The 24,008-nt window shown below is 50.6% G+C and carries 30 protein-coding genes; 11 read left to right on the plus strand and 19 right to left on the minus strand.

Annotated features, from left to right (window positions below; all coding sequences use genetic code 11):
- Positions 1–59 precede the first annotated feature (59 nt).
- Positions 60–242, minus strand: a complete 183-nt coding sequence (locus ACR9YC_RS02720) for a NepR family anti-sigma factor (protein WP_438729496.1) — start codon at positions 240–242, stop codon at positions 60–62.
- A gap of 296 nt (positions 243–538) precedes the next feature.
- On the opposite strand from ACR9YC_RS02720, the gene ACR9YC_RS02725 reads away from it, so the two are divergent.
- Positions 539–1,327, plus strand: coding sequence for a response regulator (locus ACR9YC_RS02725; protein ID WP_438729498.1), 789 nt, complete (start codon positions 539–541; stop codon positions 1,325–1,327).
- Positions 1,328–1,459: 132 nt separating this feature from the next.
- On the opposite strand, the gene rpsD is transcribed toward ACR9YC_RS02725, so the two are convergent.
- Together rpsD and ACR9YC_RS02735 are read right to left on the minus strand one after the other, a co-directional pair.
- Positions 1,460–2,074: a 30S ribosomal protein S4 gene (gene rpsD / locus ACR9YC_RS02730; RefSeq protein WP_438729500.1), complete on the minus strand. Its 615-nt coding sequence runs from the start codon at positions 2,072–2,074 to the stop codon at positions 1,460–1,462.
- Between the two features lie 313 nt (positions 2,075–2,387).
- Complete coding sequence (locus ACR9YC_RS02735; RefSeq protein ID WP_438729503.1) at positions 2,388–2,720, minus strand: hypothetical protein; 333 nt, start codon at positions 2,718–2,720, stop codon at positions 2,388–2,390.
- Positions 2,721–2,819: 99 nt separating this feature from the next.
- On the opposite strand from ACR9YC_RS02735, the gene ACR9YC_RS02740 reads away from it, so the two are divergent.
- Positions 2,820–3,131 carry a chorismate mutase gene (locus ACR9YC_RS02740; RefSeq protein WP_438729505.1) on the plus strand — a complete coding sequence of 104 codons (312 nt, stop codon included), beginning with the start codon at positions 2,820–2,822 and terminating at the stop codon, positions 3,129–3,131.
- 24 nt (positions 3,132–3,155) lie between these two features.
- Here the strand turns inward: ACR9YC_RS02740 and ACR9YC_RS02745 are convergent, their stop codons facing one another.
- The 6 genes from ACR9YC_RS02745 to rpiB form a co-directional block, all read right to left on the minus strand.
- The gene (locus ACR9YC_RS02745) at positions 3,156–3,911 is read right to left on the minus strand and encodes an RNA methyltransferase (protein WP_438729507.1); all 756 of its coding nucleotides are present in this window, start codon (positions 3,909–3,911) and stop codon (positions 3,156–3,158) included.
- Positions 3,908–4,369, minus strand: a complete 462-nt coding sequence (nrdR, locus tag ACR9YC_RS02750; protein WP_438729510.1) for a transcriptional regulator NrdR — start codon at positions 4,367–4,369, stop codon at positions 3,908–3,910. The genes ACR9YC_RS02745 and nrdR overlap by 4 nt, the downstream gene beginning before the upstream one ends.
- A gap of 18 nt (positions 4,370–4,387) precedes the next feature.
- Positions 4,388–4,741, minus strand: coding sequence for a hypothetical protein (locus ACR9YC_RS02755; RefSeq protein WP_438729513.1), 354 nt, complete (start codon positions 4,739–4,741; stop codon positions 4,388–4,390).
- 35 nt (positions 4,742–4,776) lie between these two features.
- The gene (locus ACR9YC_RS02760; protein ID WP_438729516.1) at positions 4,777–5,178 is read right to left on the minus strand and encodes a putative zinc ribbon protein; all 402 of its coding nucleotides are present in this window, start codon (positions 5,176–5,178) and stop codon (positions 4,777–4,779) included.
- 64 nt (positions 5,179–5,242) lie between these two features.
- Entirely contained in the window at positions 5,243–6,550 is a 1,308-nt protein-coding gene (gene glyA, locus ACR9YC_RS02765) for a serine hydroxymethyltransferase (RefSeq protein ID WP_438729519.1), read from the minus strand.
- A 28-nt stretch (positions 6,551–6,578) separates the two neighbouring features.
- Entirely contained in the window at positions 6,579–7,022 is a 444-nt protein-coding gene (rpiB, locus tag ACR9YC_RS02770; RefSeq protein ID WP_438729522.1) for a ribose 5-phosphate isomerase B, read from the minus strand.
- A 180-nt stretch (positions 7,023–7,202) separates the two neighbouring features.
- On the opposite strand from rpiB, the gene ACR9YC_RS02775 reads away from it, so the two are divergent.
- A complete protein-coding gene (locus ACR9YC_RS02775) occupies positions 7,203–7,388 on the plus strand; it encodes a hypothetical protein (protein ID WP_438729525.1) in 186 nt (61 codons plus the stop codon).
- Positions 7,389–7,425: 37 nt separating this feature from the next.
- Here ACR9YC_RS02775 and ACR9YC_RS02780 read toward each other — a convergent pair whose 3' ends face one another.
- From ACR9YC_RS02780 to arsC, 3 genes are all read right to left on the minus strand, one after another.
- Positions 7,426–8,166, minus strand: a complete 741-nt coding sequence (locus tag ACR9YC_RS02780) for a ParA family protein (protein ID WP_438729528.1) — start codon at positions 8,164–8,166, stop codon at positions 7,426–7,428.
- Positions 8,167–8,289: 123 nt separating this feature from the next.
- A complete protein-coding gene (locus ACR9YC_RS02785) occupies positions 8,290–9,336 on the minus strand; it encodes an alpha/beta fold hydrolase (protein WP_438729530.1) in 1,047 nt (348 codons plus the stop codon).
- Between the two features lie 57 nt (positions 9,337–9,393).
- Positions 9,394–9,744: an arsenate reductase (glutaredoxin) gene (arsC, locus tag ACR9YC_RS02790; protein WP_438729532.1), complete on the minus strand. Its 351-nt coding sequence runs from the start codon at positions 9,742–9,744 to the stop codon at positions 9,394–9,396.
- Between the two features lie 245 nt (positions 9,745–9,989).
- Here arsC and ACR9YC_RS02795 point away from each other — a divergent pair, with 245 nt between their 5' ends.
- Entirely contained in the window at positions 9,990–12,227 is a 2,238-nt protein-coding gene (locus ACR9YC_RS02795) for a TonB-dependent receptor (protein WP_438729535.1), read from the plus strand.
- A 158-nt stretch (positions 12,228–12,385) separates the two neighbouring features.
- On the opposite strand, the gene ACR9YC_RS02800 is transcribed toward ACR9YC_RS02795, so the two are convergent.
- Positions 12,386–12,958 carry a (2Fe-2S)-binding protein gene (locus ACR9YC_RS02800; RefSeq protein ID WP_438729537.1) on the minus strand — a complete coding sequence of 191 codons (573 nt, stop codon included), beginning with the start codon at positions 12,956–12,958 and terminating at the stop codon, positions 12,386–12,388.
- A gap of 87 nt (positions 12,959–13,045) precedes the next feature.
- Entirely contained in the window at positions 13,046–13,807 is a 762-nt protein-coding gene (locus tag ACR9YC_RS02805; RefSeq protein WP_438729540.1) for a class II aldolase/adducin family protein, read from the minus strand.
- A 369-nt stretch (positions 13,808–14,176) separates the two neighbouring features.
- Between ACR9YC_RS02805 and rpsU the strand changes: the two genes are divergently transcribed.
- Together rpsU and ACR9YC_RS02815 are read left to right on the plus strand one after the other, a co-directional pair.
- Positions 14,177–14,383, plus strand: coding sequence for a 30S ribosomal protein S21 (gene rpsU, locus ACR9YC_RS02810; protein ID WP_438729542.1), 207 nt, complete (start codon positions 14,177–14,179; stop codon positions 14,381–14,383).
- A gap of 154 nt (positions 14,384–14,537) precedes the next feature.
- Complete coding sequence (locus ACR9YC_RS02815) at positions 14,538–15,170, plus strand: FKBP-type peptidyl-prolyl cis-trans isomerase (RefSeq protein WP_438729544.1); 633 nt, start codon at positions 14,538–14,540, stop codon at positions 15,168–15,170.
- 41 nt (positions 15,171–15,211) lie between these two features.
- Here ACR9YC_RS02815 and ACR9YC_RS02820 read toward each other — a convergent pair whose 3' ends face one another.
- The 5 genes from ACR9YC_RS02820 to pyrE form a co-directional block, all read right to left on the minus strand.
- On the minus strand, positions 15,212–16,321 hold the full coding sequence (locus ACR9YC_RS02820) for an AI-2E family transporter (protein WP_438729546.1): 1,110 nt from the start codon (positions 16,319–16,321) through the stop codon (positions 15,212–15,214).
- A gap of 106 nt (positions 16,322–16,427) precedes the next feature.
- Positions 16,428–17,297 (minus strand): signal peptidase I, encoded by an 870-nt coding sequence (gene lepB / locus ACR9YC_RS02825; RefSeq protein WP_438729548.1) that lies wholly within the window; start codon positions 17,295–17,297, stop codon positions 16,428–16,430.
- 59 nt (positions 17,298–17,356) lie between these two features.
- A complete protein-coding gene (gene acpS, locus ACR9YC_RS02830; protein ID WP_438729551.1) occupies positions 17,357–17,761 on the minus strand; it encodes a holo-ACP synthase in 405 nt (134 codons plus the stop codon).
- Positions 17,758–18,522 carry a pyridoxine 5'-phosphate synthase gene (locus ACR9YC_RS02835; protein ID WP_438729553.1) on the minus strand — a complete coding sequence of 255 codons (765 nt, stop codon included), beginning with the start codon at positions 18,520–18,522 and terminating at the stop codon, positions 17,758–17,760. The genes acpS and ACR9YC_RS02835 overlap by 4 nt, the downstream gene beginning before the upstream one ends.
- Entirely contained in the window at positions 18,522–19,103 is a 582-nt protein-coding gene (gene pyrE / locus ACR9YC_RS02840; protein WP_438729556.1) for an orotate phosphoribosyltransferase, read from the minus strand. Before pyrE ends, ACR9YC_RS02835 begins: the two co-directional genes overlap by 1 nt.
- Positions 19,104–19,326: 223 nt before the next feature.
- Here pyrE and coxB point away from each other — a divergent pair, with 223 nt between their 5' ends.
- The 5 genes from coxB (at position 19,327) to ACR9YC_RS02865 (ending at position 23,984) form a co-directional block, all read left to right on the plus strand.
- Complete coding sequence (gene coxB / locus ACR9YC_RS02845; RefSeq protein WP_438729558.1) at positions 19,327–20,415, plus strand: cytochrome c oxidase subunit II; 1,089 nt, start codon at positions 19,327–19,329, stop codon at positions 20,413–20,415.
- Between the two features lie 19 nt (positions 20,416–20,434).
- Positions 20,435–22,099, plus strand: a complete 1,665-nt coding sequence (gene ctaD / locus ACR9YC_RS02850; protein WP_438729561.1) for a cytochrome c oxidase subunit I — start codon at positions 20,435–20,437, stop codon at positions 22,097–22,099.
- A 117-nt stretch (positions 22,100–22,216) separates the two neighbouring features.
- Positions 22,217–23,161 carry a heme o synthase gene (locus ACR9YC_RS02855; protein ID WP_438729563.1) on the plus strand — a complete coding sequence of 315 codons (945 nt, stop codon included), beginning with the start codon at positions 22,217–22,219 and terminating at the stop codon, positions 23,159–23,161.
- Complete coding sequence (locus ACR9YC_RS02860) at positions 23,161–23,415, plus strand: hypothetical protein (RefSeq protein WP_438729566.1); 255 nt, start codon at positions 23,161–23,163, stop codon at positions 23,413–23,415. Before ACR9YC_RS02855 ends, ACR9YC_RS02860 begins: the two co-directional genes overlap by 1 nt.
- Positions 23,412–23,984, plus strand: a complete 573-nt coding sequence (locus tag ACR9YC_RS02865; RefSeq protein ID WP_438729569.1) for a cytochrome c oxidase assembly protein — start codon at positions 23,412–23,414, stop codon at positions 23,982–23,984. The genes ACR9YC_RS02860 and ACR9YC_RS02865 overlap by 4 nt, the downstream gene beginning before the upstream one ends.
- Positions 23,985–24,008 lie beyond the last annotated feature (24 nt).

Here is a 24,008-nt window from a genome sequence, read left to right on the forward strand (position 1 = left end):
GTCACATTCTTTATCAGGCCTATGCCCTGCGATACGCCAGCAATGACAGCCAGACCCAATTATTTCAACTGATCCAGCAGTTTTTGAAAGTCTTCGGGAAGTTCTTCTTCGACCGTTTGCTGATATACCGATTTTAACGCTTGACCAATCGACCCTGAACGCGCGGCATCGTCGCCGCTATCATCAAAGGCATTATTACGGTCTTGCCCACTGCCTTGATCTTGATATTTGTTCATTGTCATTATCAGCGCCGATAGAAATAAGTTGATCAGTATGCACGGATCTGAACCTACAGTATCCCTATTATCTGATGATATACTCGGTCAACACCTCAGTTGATATAAAGTTCCTTGGTATATGTATATAGAGGACAGTTTGTATGATGTGGTTTTTCCAGGCCCATGCTGTTTAGAGGTATCGGCGGGTAAAAGGTCGATCTATCTTCACGCCCGCATCGCTGCTTTATACGAATGGGTCTTGCAATATGGCGATGTGATCACCAAGGGTTAAGGAAAGAATAATTGGAGAATTTGAGACAATGTCCTTAGGTCAGGAACTCGCCCCGCATCTGCCGTTTTTACGCCGTTATAGCCGCGCCTTAAATGGCGAACAGGCGCGTGGTGACGCCTATGTTAAGGCTACGCTGGAAGCCATTATCGCCGCACCAGACGAATTTGGCACTGGTAGTGACATCAAAGTCGAATTGTACCGGATGTTCCATATTATCTGGTCATCGACACGGGATGACCATGATGATGATATGGATATAGCGACAGATGATATACGCGAGCAGATTGTGCAAAGCCGATTGGGCAGTCTGCCATCTTTGCCGCGTCAGGCGCTACTTTTGACCGTGGTTGAAGGTTTTTCTCACAGTGATGCGGCCATCATTATTGACAGTGATGTGGCGACCGTTGGTGATTTGGTTAATCAAGCCATGCGCGATATTGAAGATCAAATCACAACTGATGTGCTGATCATTGAAGATGAACCTATTATCGCGATGGATATTGAAACTATTGTTGAGGATATGGGCCACAAGGTCGCCGGTATCGCAGCGACACGCGATGAGGCAGTGGCGCTTGCGGCCAAGACATCTCCGGGTCTTATATTGGCGGACATTCAGTTGGCTGATAACAGTTCGGGCATTGATGCTGTGGCTGATATTCTCAACGAGATCGATGTTCCGGTTATTTTTATTACGGCATTCCCAGAGCGTCTTCTCACAGGGGAGCGTTTGGAGCCGGTTTTCTTGATCACCAAACCGTTCCAGCGCGATAGTGTTCGTGCCGCTATCTCACAGGCTTTGTTTTTCCACCAAGGCTGATCAGCCGTAACGGTCGAAGCTCACTTAGAGGTTGGATGCAAACCAAACCTATAATGCTGAGCATTTTCGACATCACCAGACACAAAAAAAGCGGCCTGTAACGGGCCGCTTTTTTTGGTGTATTCCGCTAGATTAACGCGAATAAAATTCGACGACCAGATTGGGTTCCATTTTCACTGGATAAGGTACTTCATCCAGTGTTGGGATACGGCCAAAAGTTACCTTGTCGGTGCCATCAGGCTGTACATATTCAGGAATGTCACGCTCGGCCAAGCCTTGCGCTTCAATGACCAGTGCCATTTCCTGCGCTTTTTTCGACAGACCAACAACTTCACCCACTTTGATGCGGCGTGATGGAATGTTGCACTTCTCACCATTGACCAAGATATGACCATGGTTGACGATCTGGCGCGCGGCAAAGATGGTTGGCGCGAATTTGGCACGATAAACGATCATGTCCAGACGCTGCTCCAAAATGCCGATAAGGTTTTGCGAAGTATCGCCCTTCATACGCGCAGCTTCACCATAAGCGCGGCGGAATTGCTTCTCGGTCACATCGCCATAATAGCCTTTCAGCTTTTGCTTGGCACGCAGTTGAATACCGAAGTCAGACAATTTGCTTTTGCGGCGCTGACCATGCTGGCCAGGGCCATATTCGCGGCGGTTTACGGGTGATTTGGGGCGGCCCCAAATATTTTCGCCCATGCGGCGATCAATTTTATACTTAGCGGATGTACGCTTTGACATAATATAGCTCCAACTTGCTGTTTCATTGTCCCGGATCGCACCATGATGAACAGTTGATCATCATGCGGCTACCGCTTCACCGGGGTGCGGAGCCAATTGCGATCGCTGCTATGTTCAAGAGACCCGCTAATGTCAAGCATTAAGCACAGTGGGAGACGCGGCTTACGATTTGGGCGCTATTTTAATGCGCCCACGACATGGCTTAGTTCAAATATGCGTTTTATATTTGCGGAATGCCGACAGAAAAATGATAAAGCAAAATAGCTGGCTTTGAAAACTGATCCGCTAAATCAGTAATAATCCGATAATAATATCAGCCTGTAGGATTCTCATTAATGCTGTTAACCCCTGTGCGCATTTCCTCGGTTAGGGCCCTGGTATTCTCTTCAATCAGAACCCATTGGCGCGCGGTATTGCATATTCTTTTCTTAACCCGCGTACCGGTAACACGCTCTCTTTTGCAGACAACCTCATCCCCTTCATAAAAGCGGTTACCAACTTTGAAGCGGCGATCGTTAGCATCTTCTTGTGCTTCTGTAGAAGATGCCTTTTCAGTTGTTACTTGCTGGGTTTCTTCAGTATCGGAATCACTTTGAGGTATACCGCCCATAGCGGCACTTATAAGGATTATGGCGTATAAAGACATGTGCATTGCTCCCTTAATGTATTGCCCAGTTTCAATAATAGCTTACACATATTTAGCTTTGAAGTACACGACTAAAAGAATCAGGGTAGATACATACGGATGAACAAAAAGACGACTTTGAGCCCGATCGCTTGTGAAACTATGGCGGATGTAAGGGCTGGAGTAGATTCCCTCGATAAAGATATTGTTGATCTGCTGACAGTACGATTTGATTATATGGCCGCCGCTGCACGCATAAAGGCACGGCGAAATGCTGTTCGCGATGAAGACCGTAAACAAGAAGTTATTAAAAACGCTGTTGCCTATGCTCAGCAAAACGGTTTGCCAGAACAAGCGATAAGAGAGCTATGGGACCATCTGGTAGAGGCTTCCATTGCTTATGAGTTGAACATTTGGGATCAGAATAATTGAGCGCGTTAATTATGCTCTAAAAACTCACTCTGCTGTTTCGCGCGGGGTTCTGTCCAGATGTGACAATACGCCGCGCATGGCACGAACCTGTGTTTCGTTCCAACTCGCCTGTGTGAGCAAAGTGCGCAATGTCCGCTCGGTTGCCGGTGTGCGGTCTTCAGGGAAGAAATATCCTCTCACCCGCAGCATAGCGAAGAGCTGCTCAATCATGCCATCCAAATCATGCTGTGAAGCTGGATTTTCCGGTACCTGCCAAGTGGGCTGTGCCAGATCAGCCATTTGTGCGCATTCATAAGCGATAATGATGACCGCTTGCGCCAAATTAATAGAGCCAAAGTCAGGATTGATAGGAATGGTTATGATTGAACGAGCAAGCGCTACATCATCGGAGTCGAGCCCGGATCGTTCAGGGCCAAATAATATGGCGGTGCGTTGGCCATTATCGCTCTTGGCCATGCGCATTTTGGCTGCCGCATCTTGCGGTGTATATACTGGCTTTGTCACGCCGCGTTTGCGCACAGTGGTAGCATAGACCTGATGACAATCGGCCACTGCCTCGGCAGTTGTTTCATAGATTTTAGCGTCGGCTAACAATTGGTCTGCGCCTGCTGCGGAAGGCCCCGCATCGGGATTCGGCCAGCCGTCCCTAGGGGCGACGAGACGCAGTTCAGTTAGACCAAAATTCAGCATGGCGCGCGCTGCCTTGCCGATATTCTCACCCAATTGCGGCCGCACCAGCACGATGACGGGCTGGGCGGGTTTGGCATTGGCCGTGCTCATCTTTTGCCAACATCTTTCACATTGCTGGCAAATTCTTCAAAATCCCGGGCCTCGCTAAAATCACGATAGACACTGGCGAAGCGAATATAGGCGACACTGTCAAGTTGCCGCAGCCCGTCCATCACCAATTCGCCAATTCTCTGGGATGGAACTTCATTCTCGCCGCTGGTTTCGATTTGCCTTTGAATGCCAGAGACAAGCTGGGTAATCTTCTCTTGGCTAACATCGCGTTTGCGGCAGGCCAGACTGACCGATAATTCAAGTTTGTTGCGATCAAAGGCTTCACGCCGGTCTGCACTCTTCACCACCACAATGTCGCGCAACTGAATGCGTTCAAATGTTGTGAAGCGCGCAGCACATTGCTCGCACTGACGGCGACGCCGGATTGCTGTGCCATCCTCTGTCGGGCGGCTATCTTTTACTTGGCTGTTCTCATGGGCACAAAAGGGGCAGCGCATTGCGGGGTGGGCACCTTATTACTCGGGGTCATCATCTTGATCCGCATTGTCGCGGTTGCGATGCCGATAGGCGACTATGCCAGCGCCTGCAAGTGCTCCGGCAAACCAGCCAATAATCGGGATGGGTGCTCCAGCCAAAGCGCCTATAGCTGCACCGCCAGCCATTTTCTTGCCAAGCTCTGTTTCCATTGCCTCTTTGCCGGTCTCCGCAAGCTCTTGCGCGGCTTGGGAAACATAATGTTTGGCTTGCTCGACAATGTCGCCTTCATCTTTGCTGCCCAATAATGCGCCGCACTGGCTGCAATAGCGAACATCCCCATCTACCGTTTCAAGGCATTTGGTGCATTGTTCAAAGATGGTGGGGTCAGTCATAATCCTGTCTGTGCCAAATTATTGGCCATGGTGTATCAGGTTTTTTTCTTTTCGACTTCGTCCTGCTTCTTCTTGGTAACGTGCCGATAGCCAACGATTCCAGCACCGACAACAGCGCTAGCCGCTACCCCGATAGGCAGCAACAATCCGGCTGCAGCGCCCAATGCTGCGCCGCCTGCAATCTTTTTCGCAGAGTCCTGATCGGCCAGATGTTTGCCATTATCATAGGCTGCTTTGGAAGCGTCTTTTGTTGCTTCCCATAATTCTTCAGCGGCTTCATTTACATAATGCTTGGCTTGAGAAGGGAAACTTTCTGCGGCGATCTGCTCAGGCGTCTTTTCCCCGCATTGCGGGCAGAATTTCGTGCCCGCGCTGTAATCATGCTTACAGCTCAAGCAGGTGTACATTTTGGTTTGGGGTTTTTCTTGATCGGTCATACCCGTATTATGTGGGTAACACGCTTGAAAAGTCAAGGCAAAATTATTGCCTCAACTCTCCGCCTTAACCCTCTGGATATATCGGGAAGCGGTCGCACAGCGCTTCTACACGCTGTTTGACATTGGCTTCCACCACAGGGTCGCCAGCCTCACCCTTGGTCCGCAAACCTTCCAGGACATCGGCAATCATATCGGCAATGTCACGAAATTCCGCTGGGCCAAAACCGCGGGTTGTCCCTGCTGGTGATCCAATACGGATACCACTGGTCTTAAGTGGTGGCAGCGGGTCAAAGGGGATGCCATTTTTGTTGCACGTAATCCCTGCACGCTCCAGAGCCTCATCGGCATCCTTACCAGTAACGCCCAGCGGGGTCAGATCAACCAATGCGACATGCGTATCAGTACCGCCAGCAACCAAATTGGCGCCGCGTTCTTGCAAACGCGCGGCCATGACTTTGGCATTTTCGATAACGGCTGCGCTATAGGCTTTGAATTCAGGCTGTAATGCTTCGCCAAAGGCCACGGCTTTTGCGGCTATGACATGCATGAGCGGGCCACCTTGCAGACCTGGAAATACAGCTGAATTAAACTTCTTACCCAAAGCCTCGTCATTGGTGAGTATCAAACCGCCACGAGGTCCGCGCAGTGTTTTGTGTGTGGTGGTTGTCACAACATCGGCATAAGGCAGCGGCGATGGGTGGTGACCGCTCGCCACCAGCCCCGCGAAATGCGCCATATCGACTTGGAAATAGGCACCGACACTGTCAGCAATTTCACGAAAGCGCGCAAAGTCGATCTGGCGAGGATAGGCTGAACCCCCTGCAAAAATCAACTTGGGTTTATGCTCTTCGGCCAAACGCTGCACTTCATCATAATCGATCAGATGATCGTCTTTGCTCACGCCATATTGCACGGCATTGAACCATTTGCCGGAAAGGGCAGGGCGCGCGCCATGGGTTAAGTGGCCACCAGCGTCCAGCGACATGCCCAAAATGGTGTCACCGGGTTTGATCAAAGCCAGCAAAACAGCGCCATTGGCCTGTGCGCCAGAATGTGGCTGGACATTGGCATAGGCACAGCCAAAAAGCTCCTTGGCGCGGTCAATGGCCAGTTGCTCAACACTGTCAGAAGGTGCGCAGCCCTGATAATAGCGGCGTCCGGGATAGCCTTCTGCATATTTGTTAGTGAAGACAGAGCCCTGTGCTTCAAGAACCGCTTTTGAGACAATATTCTCCGAGGCGATCAGTTCAATCTGCTTTTGCTGGCGACCCAATTCTGCGCCAATGGCTTTTGCAATGGCGGGGTCGGTTTTCATCAATGCTTCATCAAAAAAACCTTGGGCGCGGATGGAATTGTCTGGCTGGCTGCTCATCAAAGATGTCCTTTGCTGTATTGGCGGGTTATTGGCCCAATTTGTTGACGCGGCGCTGATGGCGGCCGTTCTCATTATCTTTATCAGCGAAATCGGTGCGCAAAAACGCCTCGATGCATGCCTTGGCTTGCTCTATGCCTATCAGCCTAGCGCCCATGGCGATGATGTTGGCGTCATTATGCTCACGTGCAAGAGCCGCAGAAGTGGGTTCTGAAACAAGTGCGCAGCGACTCGCCGGATTACGATTAACCGCAATAGAGATACCTATGCCCGAACCGCATAAGGCAATACCGCGCTCGGCCTGACCATTTGAAATGGCGCTGGAAAGTGTATATCCATAATCGGGATAATCGACACTGTCGCTGTTGTGCGGTCCCAGATCATCCACGTCATGCCCTTGATCACCCAACCAGCTGACAAGTTCGGCCTTCATGTCCAATGCGGCGTGGTCTGATGCGATGGCAATTTTCACGGCTGCTGTTCCTGAGCAAGAGTGCGTATTTTCTGCCGCTGGAGATAATGGTGTTCATAGCTATTTACCAGTCAAGATATATGGATATCCACCATCTGAGGCAAAATCATTTTGTAAACTCAATACAATGCGGGAACGGCGTTAAGAAATTGGTAAGGTTTTGCCCATAGCGCTTGTGTTATGACAAAAGCACTCTCCATTGCCTATGCAACGCATCGCGATATTATGAGCGGCCTGTTTGCGCGTCTTGAATCTAAAGGCGAAGGATTTGGCGGGACACCATTTGACTATGCGCGATTGGCGTTGGTGCTTACCTTATGCGCTGTGCCCAGCATGGTAGACGCTGTCACATTTCTGCCGCGCTAATCCGCTTGGTTCCGCGTCGTGGAAGGAGAGGTCTTGGCTAAGCGCCAAGGCTGTCAATCTTCCTCTCAATACCGGTCCATAATTGCCGATAGGCTTGATTAACCGGATTGTTGGCTGAGGCAAAACTGCCCAAGGGCGCGCGCTTCATGGCCATTTGCTCTACCAGACTGGCATAAGGAATAACCGGCCAATCGGGATGGTCATCCAATGCCTTTTTGTGCTGCGCCCGGCGGCGATCGACCATAGAGTAAACGGGTAGCATGGGCGCATGTTTGCCTGAACGGCCGTCCAAATATTCCTGCACTTCAAAAAAAGCTCTTTGCGACAATGGTGACGGGATAACCGGCACAATCACAAGATCCGCGGCGCGCAATATCTGGTCACTTGTTTCGGTCAAGCCCGGCGGGCAGTCAAGAATGATGCGGTCATAATCTTTGGACAAAGCCGCCAGCATCTTTTTCAGATATTTCTTCTTATTGATATCAAAGAACATCCGGTTCAGACCGCGCAATGAGGAGTCCGCGGCCAATATGTCGATATTGGGGACAGTGGATTTGCGGATCAGCTTTTGTGCAGCAACGCTTTTGGTAAAGACGCTCTGCGCTTCGTCTTTCAGCTCCTTGTCCTTGCCGATTAAATAGGTGGCTGCCGCTTGCGGGTCGAGATCCCATATAAGTGTACTCCTACCGCTGCCATTGGCTGCGCACCACGCCAGATTTACGGCAGTGCTGGTCTTACCAACGCCGCCTTTGAGATTATACACCGCAATAGTTGTCATAAATATGTCATATCATAATATGTGGCCAGTGAACAGCAAAGACAGTGCTCCAAAATGTGCCAATTTTGGACTCTGCTTCACGGCCAATATGGCCTTTACAATTCGGCGCGATGGAGTCGTCGATTATTGCTCTTTCGGGCTGCTCGCGGCACCAATTGCGGCGCGTGCCTTTTCAGATATAGATAGAGTAGCCCCTGGTGTGACTGATGGTGGCGGTGTGTCCAATCCTTTCGCCTTTAACCAAGAGTCGACATCTTTGGCGGTTCTTTCGGCATCCTCTTCCATAGGAATATGCCCCAGATCGCCGTAAATCACCAAATTGCTATCTGGAATATGACTATCGAACCAGCGTGCTGCATCCACTGGTATCAACTTGTCCTGACTGCCCCATAATATCAATGTCGGCGCATTTATCTGAGCGATGTTTTCTGGCGTTAACGGGGTGCGCGCTGCCTTGCCACGATCCAGCGTTGCCTGACGGTTGCCGGGATAACGTAGCAGGTTCCAATAGCGATCAATCTGCGCATCGGTCAGCGCTTCTTTATCGGCTACAGATCCTTCCAACGTGCTGGCGATGATGCTGCGCGGAGTGAAGACAGTGATAAAGGGCTGAACAATCGGGCTTTGCGCAAGGCGAAAGCCAATGGGTATGCTGCGCGGCGCTGCAGATGGTGCGCCTGAAGCATCTATCAAAATTAGACCTTTTACGCGTTCCGGATAGGCCAGAGCATGGATCCAAGCGACCCAGCCGCCCATGCTGTTACCTGCGACCAGATAGTTGCTGACGCCCAGATGATCCATGACCATAGCCGCCGTGTCAGAAAATGCCTTGCCGCTATAATCCCCACTAATATGAGGGCCGGTGAGGCCGTGGCCCGGCTGGTCATAGCGGATAATGCGATAATCATTACCCAAGGCATCGGCCCAACCTTCCCATGTGTGGAGTGAAGCGCCCGAGCCATGGATGAGCAGCAATGTCGGTGCGTCACGAGGGCCTGTATCGCGAATATGGACAGTCTGACCATTTGGCAATTCAACAAATTGCGATGGTTTACCTGCATATTCCGCGCGCAATTCAGCGACATCACGATCAGGCGCATAGCCCCAGATGCCAAGGCCGATAACTGCGACAATCAGCAAGATCACAAGGTATTTCAGAAGTTTCAACATCGCCAATTCCGTTCTCTGCCGCGCAATATAATATGGGAGCCGTATTTGCCGAGCGGCCTATAAAATCTCGTGAACAATGTCCTGCGGGCGACAAAGGCGCACGCCTTTTTCTGTTTCCACCAATGGTCGGTTTATCAAAATTGGTTCTTTGGCCATGGCATCCAATATGGCATCGCCAGAAACATCATCTTTGGTCAGGCCTAATTCTTCAGCAGGTGATCCGCGTACACGCAAACCCTCTTGCGGGGTCATGCCGGCATCGCGGAACAATTGGGCCAACTTGTCGCGGCTGGGCGCTGTTTTCAGATATTCGACAATGGTCAGTTCAACGCCTTCACTTTCCTGCAAAATGGCCAGAGTTTTGCGGGATGTACCGCATTTCGGATTATGCCAGATTGTGGCCTTCATAGTTGTTCCTTTACTGTCTCGCTGCTTATGTTTGCCGGTTTATGCAGCCTTTATATCATGCGCAAGCATAGCACCATCTCAAGCATTATCCTGCACAAAATTTGGCCTTTTCATTTTTCTTGAAACTTTCTTTTGCTTTTAAGAATGATTTGCATTAGTCCCTCAATTTCTAATGAGAGTCGCTTGCAATAAGAGCCTAATGGCCAATTGCTCCAGAGGCGATAAAAGGGAAAACCGTTTTGTATATGTCCATGCGTTCACTGTTATTATGTACTGTCGGCACCATGTGCTTCAGCACAGCTGCTTTTGCTTCTGACAAATTGGATGTCACCCCTCCGCAACCTGCTTTGGAGGAAGGTGCTGCACCAGAACAATTGCATGGTGAAGATGGACAGTCCGCCATATTTGCGGCTGGCGATGGTCCGCAAGCGTCAGATGCCGGTTCTGATGATGAGCGCATTGTTGTGGTTGGTCAGGTTCTTTATGCTGACGAAATTAACGCGGTAAAGACACCAACACCGATCATTGATGTGCCGCAATCATTATCGATTATCACGCAAGACCAGATTATCTTGCAGGGCTTTGATAGCATCAGTGATATCGTGCTTTACACGCCCGGCGTTACCCAATCACAGGGTGAGGGGCACCGTGACGCGGTTGTCTTCCGCGGTGTGCGTTCTACGGCTGACTTTTTTATCGATGGTGTGCGCGATGATGTGCAATATTTCCGCTCTTTCTATAATCTGGAGCAAGTGGAAATCCTGCGCGGCCCCAATGCTTTGCTCTTTGGGCGTGGTGGCACTGGCGGCATTTTGAACCGCGTCACCAAAAAGGGTGTGCTGGGTGATCAATTTGTCGGATATAACGCTTCCGTCGATACATTTGGCGCTTTCAATCTTCAGTTAGACGGCAATTTTACATTGGGCGACAATGCCGCGCTGCGCATCAATGGCGCTTATGAAAGTCTGAACAATCATCGCGACTTTTTTGATGGTGATCGTTTTGCCATTAACCCCACAATACGCTTTCAGGCTGGCCCGTCGACCATTGTCGATCTGTCCTACGAATATATTAATAATGAGCGCTTTGTGGATCGCGGCATACCGGCAGGCGCAGATGGTCGCCCAGCGACCGAGTTGGAAGATATTGTCTTCACCGACCCTGCCAACGCCTTCACCACTTTTGAAGCGCATGTGCTGCGCGCCAATGTACAGCATCAATTCTCTGAGAACTTCAAAGGCAATTTCATCGCGTCCTATGGCGATTATGATAAGGTCTATTCCAATCTGTTCCCGACCGCTTTTGATGAAGCGGCAAATACGGTCACGCTGGATGGCTATATTGACACTACACAGCGGCAGACTTTGACTTTGGCCGGTAATCTGGTTGGTGATTTTGAAACTGGCGGCATTGGCCATACGCTCATTTTTGGCGGCGAGTTTCTTGATACCGTCAACAATAATGACCGGTTCAACGCGTTTTTCGATACTACGCAGGATGATATGGAGAGCTTCATTGCCAACCGTCCGCTTGCGCTAAACAATTTTGTAGGCGTGAATGCTGCGGGCAACCCGACCAGCTTTGCTTTTTCAGATTTGAACGACGATACCGAAGCTGACATCACGGTCTTTTCTGTCTTCATTCAGGACCAGATTGAGGTTACCGATTGGCTTGATCTGGTAGTGGGCGGCCGCTTTGACAGCTTTGATATCACCGTCGACAATGTTGAGACATTCATCAACACTGGTCAACGCGAGATATTAACGCGTACGGATGAAGAATTTTCCCCGCGTCTGGGCATCATTTTGAAGCCGCAGGAAAACATCTCCATTTACGGCAGCTTTAGTGAGAGCTTCTTGCCACGCTCGGGTGAGCAATTTGCTGATATCAATCCACCTGATGACGCTCTTGCCCCGAACACCTTCCAGAATTTGGAACTGGGCCTGAAATGGGACTTTACTCCAGGGCTAAGTTTCACAGCCGCAATCTTCCAGATCGAGCAGGAATCGCCGCAGGTTTCCGATAATGATCCCGGCACGTTGGATGTTATTGAAAGCGACATTCAGGGCTTTGAAGCGCAGCTGCAAGGTTATGTCACGCAAGATTGGTTTATCTCGGCTGGCTATAGCTATCTCGATGGCAATCAGGTTGATGATTTCGGCAATGAGGGCAATCGCCTGCGCGAACTGCCAGAGCATACGTTCAATCTGTGGAGCAATTACCAGTTTACTGACGCTTTTGGTCTTGGTGCAGGTCTGACCTATCAGGATGAGAGCTTTGCCGATAATGGCAACAACACTACACTGCCAAGTTTTGTTCGTGTGGATGCCGCCATCTATTATAATGTGAATGAAAATCTGCGTCTTCAGGTCAATATCGAAAATCTGTTTGACGAAGATTATTTCCCTAATTCCCATACTGCCAATAACATCACTGTGGGCGCCCCCCTCAATGCTCGCTTTACGGTGACCGGAAGGTTCTGATGATGTGCTGCATGTGATCGCCGCAGATTATCAGCATTAGGGCCGTTTGGCCGCTTTATTCAGGGCTATTTGCCACTATCTTTTGGTACTTATGCTGCGAACAAACCGGCTCAAACGGCTTATTCTTTATTGTATGGGTTAGATAAAAGCCAGAATGACTAGCCTTCGCTATCTGCTTGTGCAGCTTCCTCAAGCTCCGGCATGCGCAGTGAAGGCACAGCTTTTGCTGCATCTTCGGGAGATATGCCCGGCGGCGGTGCGGCTGATATCCGCTCTTCGCGCCGCATAACGCGCCCTGCGCGCTTAATGGCTTCATATAGGCGCGGATAAACGCCGCATCGGCAAAGATTGCCTATGGCTTCGTCAATGTCACGGTCGCTGGGGTTGTCATTTTTTTTCAGCAATATGGCCGCAGCCATCACCATGCCGGGGGTGCAAAAACCGCACATAATGGCTTGTTCAGCAACAAATGCCTGTTGCACAGGGTGGCTACGGTCACGGCTGAGCGCTTCGATGGTGGTCACAAACCGCCCCTCCACCTCCTGCAAAGTCACAAGGCAGGAGCGAATGGCCTCTCCATCCACCTGCACCATACATGCGCCGCAATCACCATTGCCGCAGCCATATTTGGTGCCAGTCAGATTGGACGCATCGCGCAAGGCCCAGAGCAACGGAGTCTCTGGCGCCATCTTATATTGGACCGGACGGTCATTGATGGTGAGTTTGGTCATGTAATGCCGGTATCGACCCCAATGATAGCAATGCCAAATGGATATTTGCGTTCAGAGCAACAAACCATATGGATATTCGCTGCTGACTTAATTGCGCCAGCTATCATCAATCTTGTCGACCAAGCGCACCATGGCGGCAAAATCTGGAACGCCGGGGCCACCAGGGGCTGCGGCTTGGCCGATGTCGCGCTGGTGCACGTCGATCACGTCTTGCCCGACCATTAGAGGCGTACCAACCGATGCCGTGGCCAGCTGAATCTCGCATGCGCGCTGCAACGCCCAATAGGTAAGAAAAGCCTCTGGCAGGGTCTTGCCCATGACGACAGGGCCATGGTTTTTCAGCAACAGAACATTTTTGTCGCCGATATTCTTTACCAGCCGCTCGCCTTCTTCTGAGCGCACGGTCACGCCTTCAAAATCATGATAGGCGACCTGACCGACAAAATTGCAGGCGTAGAAATTGGTGGGCTGCAAACCTTCTTCGGTTGAGCAGACCGCCATAGTAGCCGTTGTATGTGTGTGGATGATGCAATGCGCATCAGGCCGGTTGCGGTGGAATACGCTATGTTGAGTAAAGCCGGCCTTGTTCACTGGATAGAGCGAGCCATCAAGAGTGTTGCCGTCCAGATCGATCTTGACCAGATTGGAAGCACATACTTCAGAGAAATGCAGACCATAGGGGTTGATTAGAAAAGCATTATCTTCACCAGGCACTTTCAATGTGATGTGATTGAAGATCAGCTCGTCCCAGCCCATCATAGCGAACACGCGGTAACAAGAGGCCAACAGTTTACGGGCTTCGCGTTCGTCTTTGCTCATTTCGGGTGCGGTTTTGATTGCGGTGGCCATGTCATTCTCCTGCGCGGCGCTATAATTTGCACCTACCTTATGCAAGGGCAGGGCAATCGGCAACTGCGTATTTCATGTCTTAGTCGGCTATAAGCATGATGACCGACGCCAAGATGACGGCGAAAAAATACACTTTGGGGTCGAAAATGCTTGAAAAAGCCCCATATGTAAGTAAGACGCGCTGCATTCACGGAGCTATTATGCTTGGCCGTGTATGATTCTTTGCATCCTGATATTTTGGTGCCAAGACCTTTGGGCAAGAGAATATCTTTTGTTATCATGCATTTGGTTTTGCAGCTTGCGATATGGGTTGGGGCGGTTTGCTCGGCCTTTTGACGAAACAGATTTTGAACGGAGCGATTGAGACTTATGCAAATTACAGTTCGCGATAATAATGTAGACCAGGCGCTGCGCGCCCTTAAAAAGAAATTGCAGCGCGAAGGCGTTTATCGCGAAATGAAATTGCGTCGTCACTTCGAAAAGCCATCAGAAAAGCGTGCCCGCGAGAAAGCTGCTGCTGTACGCCGTGCGCGTAAAATGGAGCGTAAGCGTATGGAGCGTGACGGTACGAAATAAGTTCGCCAGCAAAATACATACAGATCAGGCGGCTTTTGCCGCCTTTTTGTGCGTTACATCCCCATGATGCATTATGATGACAATTAGGACTTGATTGCATCGCACCAGTCGGGGAAAAGCATCGCAATGAATTTATTGCCTTAAGGGGGCCAACATGTCGGTAACACGCGTTCCAATCCAGCCTATCGCAAAAGGGTCTTTAACCAAATTATGGCTTGGTGTGGCATTTCTCATTCTTATAGGCGCTGGTCTTGCCTGGGCTTCAACCGCTGCAATACGCGGTAACTTTGTAACTACGGAAAGCGGCGTAAAAGTCTTCACTTTAGAGGAAGGCGAAGATTCGGCTTCTCCTGCCAGCGGTGACGTGGCGCTGGTCAATTATGAAGGGCGTTTGCTAGATGGCACTGTGTTTGACAGCAATCAACAGGTTCCCTTCTCACTCGCTGGTAAAGATGATCCTGCGCCGCCACCATTTTTCCCGACAATCATTCCGGGATTGCGTGAGGGTATTTTGCAAATGAACCGCGGCGGTAAATACCGCGTGGTCATTCCTTCAGAGCTTGGCTATGGCGATGTTGCACAAGGCGAGATCCCGCCCAATTCTGATCTGGAATTTGAAATTGAACTGATTGATTTCCGTTCATTGGCCGAATTGGAAGCACAGCTTCGCCAGCAACAGCAATTGCAACAAGGTCTGCCACCAGGTGTTGGTGGTCCTCCAGGCGGAATACCTGGTGGGCCGGGCGGTCCAGTTGGCCCACCTCCTGGAGTGGTTCCACCGCAATAAAGATGTGGCGAGGCTCAGCCCTCGCCCCTTATTTGGCTAGCTCAAAACCGCATCAGCATAGATCGCGTTTTTGGCGCATCCTTATCTTGTGCTTCGTCCGCACTGCGGCGAGCACCGCGCTCCAAGGCGATTTTGATAACGGCAATGATCGGATCGGCTAGGGCCAGTCCGATGATACCAAATAATGCACCGAACAATAATTGGGCGGCCAATACCAGTGCAGGGGCCAGATCAACGGTCTTCTTCGCCACCATGGGCACGATGATATTGCCATCAACTATTTGCACCGCCAGATAGACACCAAGCGCGTAAAGACCTGTTTCATATCCGGTTGAAAACCCGACTGTTAGTATCAACGCGCCAGAGATAATCGCGCCGATATTGGGCAGAAATGCCAGCAGGCCGGTAATCAGGCCCAATAAGGCTGCCATTTGCACATTGCCAAGCGCCAGCAAGAACCATGTGCCGAAGCCTTCGATAACCATACCCAATATGCGGCCAGCCAATAAGCGGCGCATGGTGTAGCCAATCTGGCTCATCGTTTCGTAAAAGAATGTCCGTTGACCCATGGGGATCATCCACGCCATGCCGCGCTCGTAAAGCTTTGGCTCCATGGCGATGAAGATGCCAAGCACACACATCAGCACAAAGCTGGTGACTGCGCCCAGGACCGATGTAACAGCGGCTGTTAACTGACCGAGGCTGGCGAAAATACGGCCGCCCAATTCTTTCAGGTCGCCAGGCGTGGCCATGATGCCGGCATCTGCTGCCTGTATGCCCAAAAGGTCGATCTGTTGAGCGACAATGATTTGGAGCTTTGCCCATTGCTGAACAATTTGCAGATTGGCAAAGAACACGACCCCGACAAAAAAGGCTGCAACCATTAACAAGACCATGGCCAGTCGAAAGCCGCGCGCTATTGGCAAAACCTTGCCGAGCAAGCGAGTCCCTCCGTCCAGCATCACAGCCACGATGAGGCCGCCAACAATCAGCAATAAGGGTTGAGCAAGTAATACGATCAGAGCCAGTGCAGCGGCCATACCGATCCAAATCGCAGCCTTTTTGGCCTCTTGTTGCAATAAGGGGTCGCGCAATTCGGTTGGGCCGGGCTGCTCTTTATTGGCCTTAAGTTCTGTAGTTTGATCGGACATGATGGTTTACCGCCTGAGCTATGCTGTCATTTACAACATATGGATGCAACAGCGTTATGACTAGCCATATTGGCTATGACTTGACGCGAATATGGCTAGGCAGGAATTACTGCTCAGTGGCTTTTTTGCTAGGCCTTAACGACATGCCGGCGCGTTCGCCCCGCAAAGCGCCATACCATGTCAGCGGATTATAGGTGGCTTTGTCATCGAGAGAATACATGATGAACTCTGCGCGGCCGCCAATATTCTCCAGCTTCACTGCACCGCCCAAACCTTGCCCTGCCAGCGATACACGGCTGTCCGCACTATGGTCGCGATTATCACCCATCAAAAAGACGTGATTGTCCGGCACAGTATAGGGCTCACCTGTGGTGGGCCAGTCGTCGTGGCTGCCATAATTGGCTTCTGTGTCTACAATATTATATTGGGCGCCATTGGGCAGGGTTTCACGCAGCAACGGCAATTCGAATACAGTATCGCCATCCTCATCTACGCTCTGATAACCTGCAAACTCACCGCAGCTTGTGGTGCCTTTGGCAAAAACGGCGTGACATTTCACGGTTACGCCAGACACTATTTCTTGCGGAACAGGTTGGCCATTAAGAATGATCTGGCTGGATCGGATTTCTATAGAGTCACCGGGCAATGCGATTACCCGCTTGATATAATCCTGCTTAGTCACCGGATGTGCAATAATGACGATGTCGCCATAGGCCGGTGTTTTGCCAAATAGCTTACCATCAAACTCTGGCAGAATATGAAAAGATGCCGAGGCCCAAGACCAGCCATAAGGGAATTTGCTGACCACCAGCCTGTCGCCGATCAACATATTGGGAACAAGAGAACCTGAAGGAATATAAAAGGGTTTTGCAATGATGCTGTGCACGCCGAGAACGGCCAGCAAAAGCAGCAAAAGACCGCGAATCTCGTGCCACCAATTTATCGGTTCATCGGATTTATCATTGCTTTTCGACATAGATGCTATGGGTATCTCTTTATAGCTGCGGGGTAAAATTTCTGTTGTTGATAATCTGTTTAGGCAATGGGCAATGCTTCAATAATCACAAATGCCTGTGCCCATGGATGATCATCGGTGAGCGTTAGGTGAATATGGGCGCGATGCCCCAGTGGGATCATCATATCAAGCCTTTCTTTGGCACCGCCAGTTAAAGCAAGAGTTGGCGCACCAGATTTTGCATTTACTACGCCGATATCGCGCATGAAGACGCCGCGCTTAAACCCTGTGCCGACAGCTTTTGAAAAGGCTTCCTTGGCGGCAAAGCGTTTCGCATAGGTGCCTGCTCTGGTATATGGTCGCCGTGCGGCCTTGGCCCGTTCTACTTCTGTAAATACTCGCGTCTCAAAACGTTCGCCGAACCGGTTCAGCGAGTTTTGAATACGCTCAATATTGCATAGATCGGAACCCAGGCCGATAATCATCGCACTTCATCCATTAAATCGCGCATCTTTGTAATTGCGCCTTCCAGTCCGATAAAAATCGCCTCACCAACCAGATAATGGCCTATATTCAATTCTGCTATTTGCGGAATGGCAGCGATAGGCTGAACATTCTCAAAAGTCAGGCCATGGCCAGCATGTGATTCGATGCCGTTTTTCGAGGCCAAGGCAGCGGCATCGCTAATTTTGCGCAATTCAGCCTGCATTGCCTGTGTTTCGCCATCCAGTGCCAGATGGGCATAACGGCCTGTATGAAATTCAACCACCGGCGCACCTAGACGAATGGCGGCTTCTATCTGTCTGGGCTCAGGTTCTATGAAAAGGCTGACCCTAATGCCGGCATCTCTCAAACGGGTAACAATGGGCGCGAGATGGTTATGTTGACCAGCAGCATCCAGACCACCCTCAGTGGTGCGTTCTTCACGTTTTTCCGGCACGATACAGGCTGCATGCGGATTATGGCGCAGAGCAATCTCCAGCATTTCCTCTGTTGCGGCCATCTCCAGATTGAGCGGCAATGCGGTTGCCTGCATTATACGCTCCAGATCGCCATCGCGGATATGGCGCCTATCTTCCCGCAAATGCGCTGTAATGCCGTCACCGCCAACAGCAGACACTATCTCTGCCGCGCGGACTGGGTCGGGGTGATCGCCGCCGCGTGCATTACGAATTGTGGCAACATGGTCAATGTTGACGCCCAATCGCAATTTCTGTGGTGCGTTTTGAGGGGCGTTATCGCGCATCAAACGCTCCGGCTGCCGGGTTTGGTAATGGCAATTTCGGCCAATTCTTCAGGAACTTCATCATCTGCAAAGCTGGGGAAATTGATGGCAATAAGTGGATGGAAGGGAACGGGCAGTTCGACGCTTCCTGCAGAACGATCGACAAGCGACGTTGCAGCCACAACCTCTCCGCCCTCAGCCTGAATTGCAGTAATCGCTTCGCGTGATGATAAACCTGTGGTCACCACATCTTCGACCATTAGCACTTTTTGCCCTTTGGTCAGTGCAAAACCGCGGCGCAGATGGAAGACTCCTTCGGGGCGCTCCAAAAACATGGCTTCAACGCCCAGCGCGCGGCCTGCTTCATGACCAATAATAACGCCACCCATGGCTGGAGAGACAACGACATCAATTTCACTGCGCAGTTCGCGCGGCAGCCCTGCAATCATGGCGCTGGCCATACGACTGGCACGCATTGGGTCCATCAATATCCGCGCACATTGCAAATAATGTGCGCTGTGCCGTCCAGAAGACAGCAAAAAGTGGCCTTCCAGCAGCGCTTTTGATGCGCGAAACTCAGCCAAAATGTCTTCTTGCGTCATGAAAATATCCTTTTACGTTACGGCAATCATGCTTGTGTTTTCTACTTGCGATGAATTTGGCAATAGTTGCGTAAAATTCAATCGCAAAAATGGCAGTTCCCCTTGAGGCCAATCGCCAACCGGCCTATACAGCACAATATAAAATGCCGTTTTGCTATTGTGCATGGGGACATCGCGGCCTAAAGCCGCCGCGTTTATACGGTATTTGAACATTGAGGTTGGAATGCAATTATTTTCGAAGTCAGGCCTGAAGGCGACACCTATTGTGACTGCCTTGCTTATGGCATTAGGGGTTATGGCGCTAAGCATCGCGCCAACGCCCGCATCTGCGCAGCTTGCGACTGAGTCGGTAGAAGCTCCTGTTGAATCCACCACTAACGCGCCTGTCATCGCTGCTGATGCTGGTGCGGTGGATGCGGAGCAATCATCTGCACAGGGCAGCTATACACCAATGAAGCCGGTTATTGGCAAAGGTATGCCGGTTGACAGCACCACAAAACCTCTGGAATCAATTGGTTTTCAGGATCAATATAGCGCAATTGGTCGTCAGGCAGAATCGTTGAACAATATCCTGCTCGTCGTTATCACATTGATTTCTATCTTCGTGCTGGCGCTGATGGCCTGGGTGATTATCCGCTATCGCGCGAAAGCAAACCCTGTTCCGTCAAAAACAACTCATAACAGTTTGATCGAAATTTTGTGGACGGCCATTCCTGCACTGATCTTGGTGTTTATCTCCATTCCATCCATTGGTCTGCTTTCCAAGCAATATGAAACCGCTCCTGCGGGGTCGCTCACAGTCAAGGTTACGGGCTATCAATGGTATTGGGGTTACACATATCCCGATAATGGCGACTTTGAGATTGTCTCCAACATGTTAGATAAAGACGAGGCGGCTGCGCGTGGTGAACCATTTCAGCTTGCCGTAGATAATCGCATGGTTGTTCCTGTTGGTGAACCTATCCGCATCATTACTACAGGCGCAGATGTGATTCATAGTTTCGCCGTGCCTTCGCTTTGGTTCAAGCTGGATACTGTTCCGGGCCGTCTGAATGAGAAGGTTATGACCATAGATGAGCCTGGCGTTTATTACGGGCAATGCTCTGAACTTTGTGGTGCGCGGCACGGCTTTATGCCGATCGCGATTGAGGCGCTGCCACGTGAGAAGTTTGAGCAATGGGTTCTGGCTCAAGGTGGGACCAATGGTGATGCTGCGACTGCGCAAGCCGCTCCTGCTGATGACAATGAAGCCGTTGAGACTGATGCCGTTGAAACTGCGGCTCTGGATGTAGCCGCGATTTCGGCGCAATAAGATTTAGGGACGAAGCAAGATGACAACTATTGCTGCAACCGCTGGTGACATGCACGATCACGCACATGATCATGATGATAAACCGGCATTTTTTGCCCGTTGGTTCTTATCAACCAACCATAAGGACATTGGTACGCTTTACCTTATATTCGCGATTGTAGCGGGTATTATTGGCGGCTTTATCTCTGGCCTGATGCGCGTTGAGCTGGCTGAGCCGGGTGTTCAATATCTTGGCCAATGGGCCAGCTATCTTCAGGGCAGCCCGGCTACTCTGGATGAATCCTATCACCTTTGGAACGTGCTGATTACAGCGCACGGCCTTATCATGGTCTTTTTCATGGTGATGCCTGCGATGATTGGTGGTTTTGGTAACTGGTTTGTTCCGTTGATGATCGGCGCGCCAGATATGGCGTTCCCGCGTATGAACAATATCAGTTTCTGGTTGCTTGTTCCTGCCTTCCTGCTGCTCTTGGGCTCAACTTTCGTACCTGGTGGCAGCGGTCTTGGTGCTGGTACGGGTTGGACTGTGTATGCGCCGCTTTCAACCAACGGCTCTGTCGGTCCAGCGGTGGACATGGCGATCCTGTCGCTCCACCTTGCTGGTGCTTCATCGATTTTGGGTGCGGTGAACTTCATCACCACGATCTTTAACATGCGTGCACCGGGCATGACATTGAACAAAATGCCATTGTTCGTCTGGTCAGTTCTGGTCACAGCGTTTCTGTTGCTTCTGGCTCTGCCAGTATTGGCTGCAGCGATCACCATGTTGCTGACCGACCGTAACTTCAACACTGCGTTTTTTGATGCAGCAGGCGGCGGTGACCCAGTATTGTACCAGCATTTGTTCTGGTTCTTTGGTCACCCTGAAGTGTACATCATGATCTTGCCTGGCTTTGGCATGATTAGCCATATTGTTGCAACCTTCTCCAAAAAACCGGTTTTCGGTTATTTGGGCATGGCTTATGCAATGGTTGCCATTGGCGTGGTCGGCTTTGTGGTCTGGGCGCACCATATGTTTACCGTTGGTTTGACCGTGAACATGAAAATCTACTTCACAGCGGCGACAATGGTCATCGCAGTGCCAACCGGCATTAAGATTTTCAGCTGGATCGCCACCATGTGGGGCGGCTCTTTGAGCCTGAAAACACCTATGGTCTGGGCACTGGGCTTCATCTTTATGTTCACCGTTGGCGGCGTAACAGGTGTTGTTCTGGCCAATGGCGGCGTTGATGACAATCTGCACGACACATATTATGTGGTTGCTCACTTCCACTATGTGCTGTCATTGGGCGCTGTCTTCTCCATTTTTGCGGGCTTCTATTATTGGTTCCCGAAAATGAGCGGCCGCCATTACAGCGAATTGCTGGGTCAGCTGCACTTCTGGGTATTCTTCATCGGTGTGAACATTGTGTTCTTCCCGCAGCACTTCCTTGGTGTTCAGGGTATGCCGCGTCGCTACCCTGACTATCCTGAGCAATTCGCCTATTGGAATGAAATATCCACCTTTGGCTATGTTGTCATGGCCGCTGGTATGCTCATCTTCTTCGTCAATATCGGTTACGCACTCGTTGCCGGTCGCCGCGCAGAGGGCAATTACTGGGGTGAAGGTGCAACGACATTGGAATGGACATTGTCCAGCCCACCGCCGTTCCACCAGTTCGAAACACTGCCAACCATTAAGTAATTTGGTTGCATGAGAACATTTCGGGCTCCGTGAGCAACATGCTGACGGAGCCCGGATTGCAAATTTAGAATGATTTCGAAAAGCCGGAATGCGGCTTTAAATATTAACGGGTATAAGATGACGCAGACTGTCACAGACAGAAATACGCAATCAGACAGCATGATGGCAGATTACGCCATTGTGGCTGATTGGCGTGATTTCATTGCGTTGACCAAGCCCGGCGTTTTGCGGTTGGTTGTGTTTACTGGCTTGGCAGGATTGCTTGCCGCACCGGGCAGTATCAACCCGATCATCGGCTTTACCGCTATATTGTGCATTACCTTGGCGGCTGCAGGCGCAGCAACTCTAAACCAATGGTATGAGGCTGACATTGACGGCATTATGAAACGCACGTCAAAGCGGCCATTGCCATCAGGCAGAATGGACCGCACATCGGCATTGCATTTCGGTATCGGGCTGTCAGCTCTCTCCGTCTTTTTAATGGGCGTTGCTGTTAACTGGCTGGCTGCTGGAATTCTGGCATTTTCCATCTTTTTCTACGCTGTCATTTACACGATGTGGCTCAAGCCGAATACGCCGCATAATATTGTTATTGGCGGAGCTGCTGGTGCATTTCCGCCAGTTATTGGCTGGGCCGCTGTAACAGGTGATGTAACGGCATTGCCGATCATTTTGTTCGCCATCATTTTTATCTGGACCCCGCCGCATTTCTGGGCGCTCGCTCTTTTTGTTGAAGCGGATTACAGCAAGGCTGGCATACCCATGTTGCCGGTTACCCATGGCAAGGCAGAAACGCGCAAGCAGATGCTTGGCTATTCTGTATTGCTCCTATTGGTGACAATATTGCCATGGCCATTGGGCCTTACTGGCGCGCTTTACGGGTTGTTTGCAACGGGCTTGTCCGCATTTTTCCTTGTGCTCGCGGTGCAGGTTTTCCGCGCCAAACAAGATGACGCCAAGAAAATGCGCTATGAGAAGAAGCTCTTTGCCTATTCCATCATCTATTTGTTCGTGATTTTCGGCGTACTCGTCGCTGATCGCATATTGTTAGGTGGCGCGTGATGGAACAAAAGGCGCAAAATGCGAATAGCAGAGCACAGGCCGTTGAAGGATTGGCAAAGCGTGAATCGCTTACTCCAGAGCTGGATAATTCCGTTGGCGAAGGTCGGGCTACCGGCCAGCATCTCAATAAGGAAGAGTCCGCTAAAGTGCTAAAAGCGCAGCGTGCGCGGGCTAATCTTATGGCCATTGGCCTGTTCTGCCTGTGCATACTGTTCTTCATGATCACTATCGTAAAGATTGGGTTGTGGGGATGAGCGCGGCAATTTCCCCCGAGATACAGCGACGCAATAACCGCTCGGCCTTTATGGGTTTTGCTCTTGTGGCTGGTATGGTTGCGCTCGGTTTCGCGGCCGTTCCGCTATATAATTTGTTTTGCCGAGTCACGGGTTTTGGCGGCACACCGCAAATTGTTGATCAGGCAAAGGCCAGCACTGTGGCAATCGGCACACAGACCATCACTGTGCGCTTTGATGCCAATACCGATTCTGCATTGCCTTGGGAATTTGCGCCAGAGCAAGTCTCTGACCATATGACCATCGGTACGCGTGATATGGCAATCTATACCGCAGAAAACCTGACCAACCAGCCGATTACTGGCCGTGCAGGCTATAATGTTACGCCGGTTCAGGCGGGTAAATATTTTAACAAGATCCAGTGCTTTTGCTTCACCGAGCAGACCTTGCAACCGGGTGAAAAAGTACGGATGCCAGTCCTTTATTATGTCGATCCTGCGATATTAGAGGATGAGGACACCAAAAATATCGAAGAAATTACGCTCAGCTACACATTTTATCGGGTGGACCCGGACAATGTGGGCGGCTAATAGTTTATTGTTAATGACTGCCGG

Origin of the sequence: Parasphingorhabdus sp. DH2-15, from assembly GCF_051668705.1 — a bacterium.
Taxonomy (GTDB): domain Bacteria; phylum Pseudomonadota; class Alphaproteobacteria; order Sphingomonadales; family Sphingomonadaceae; genus Alterisphingorhabdus.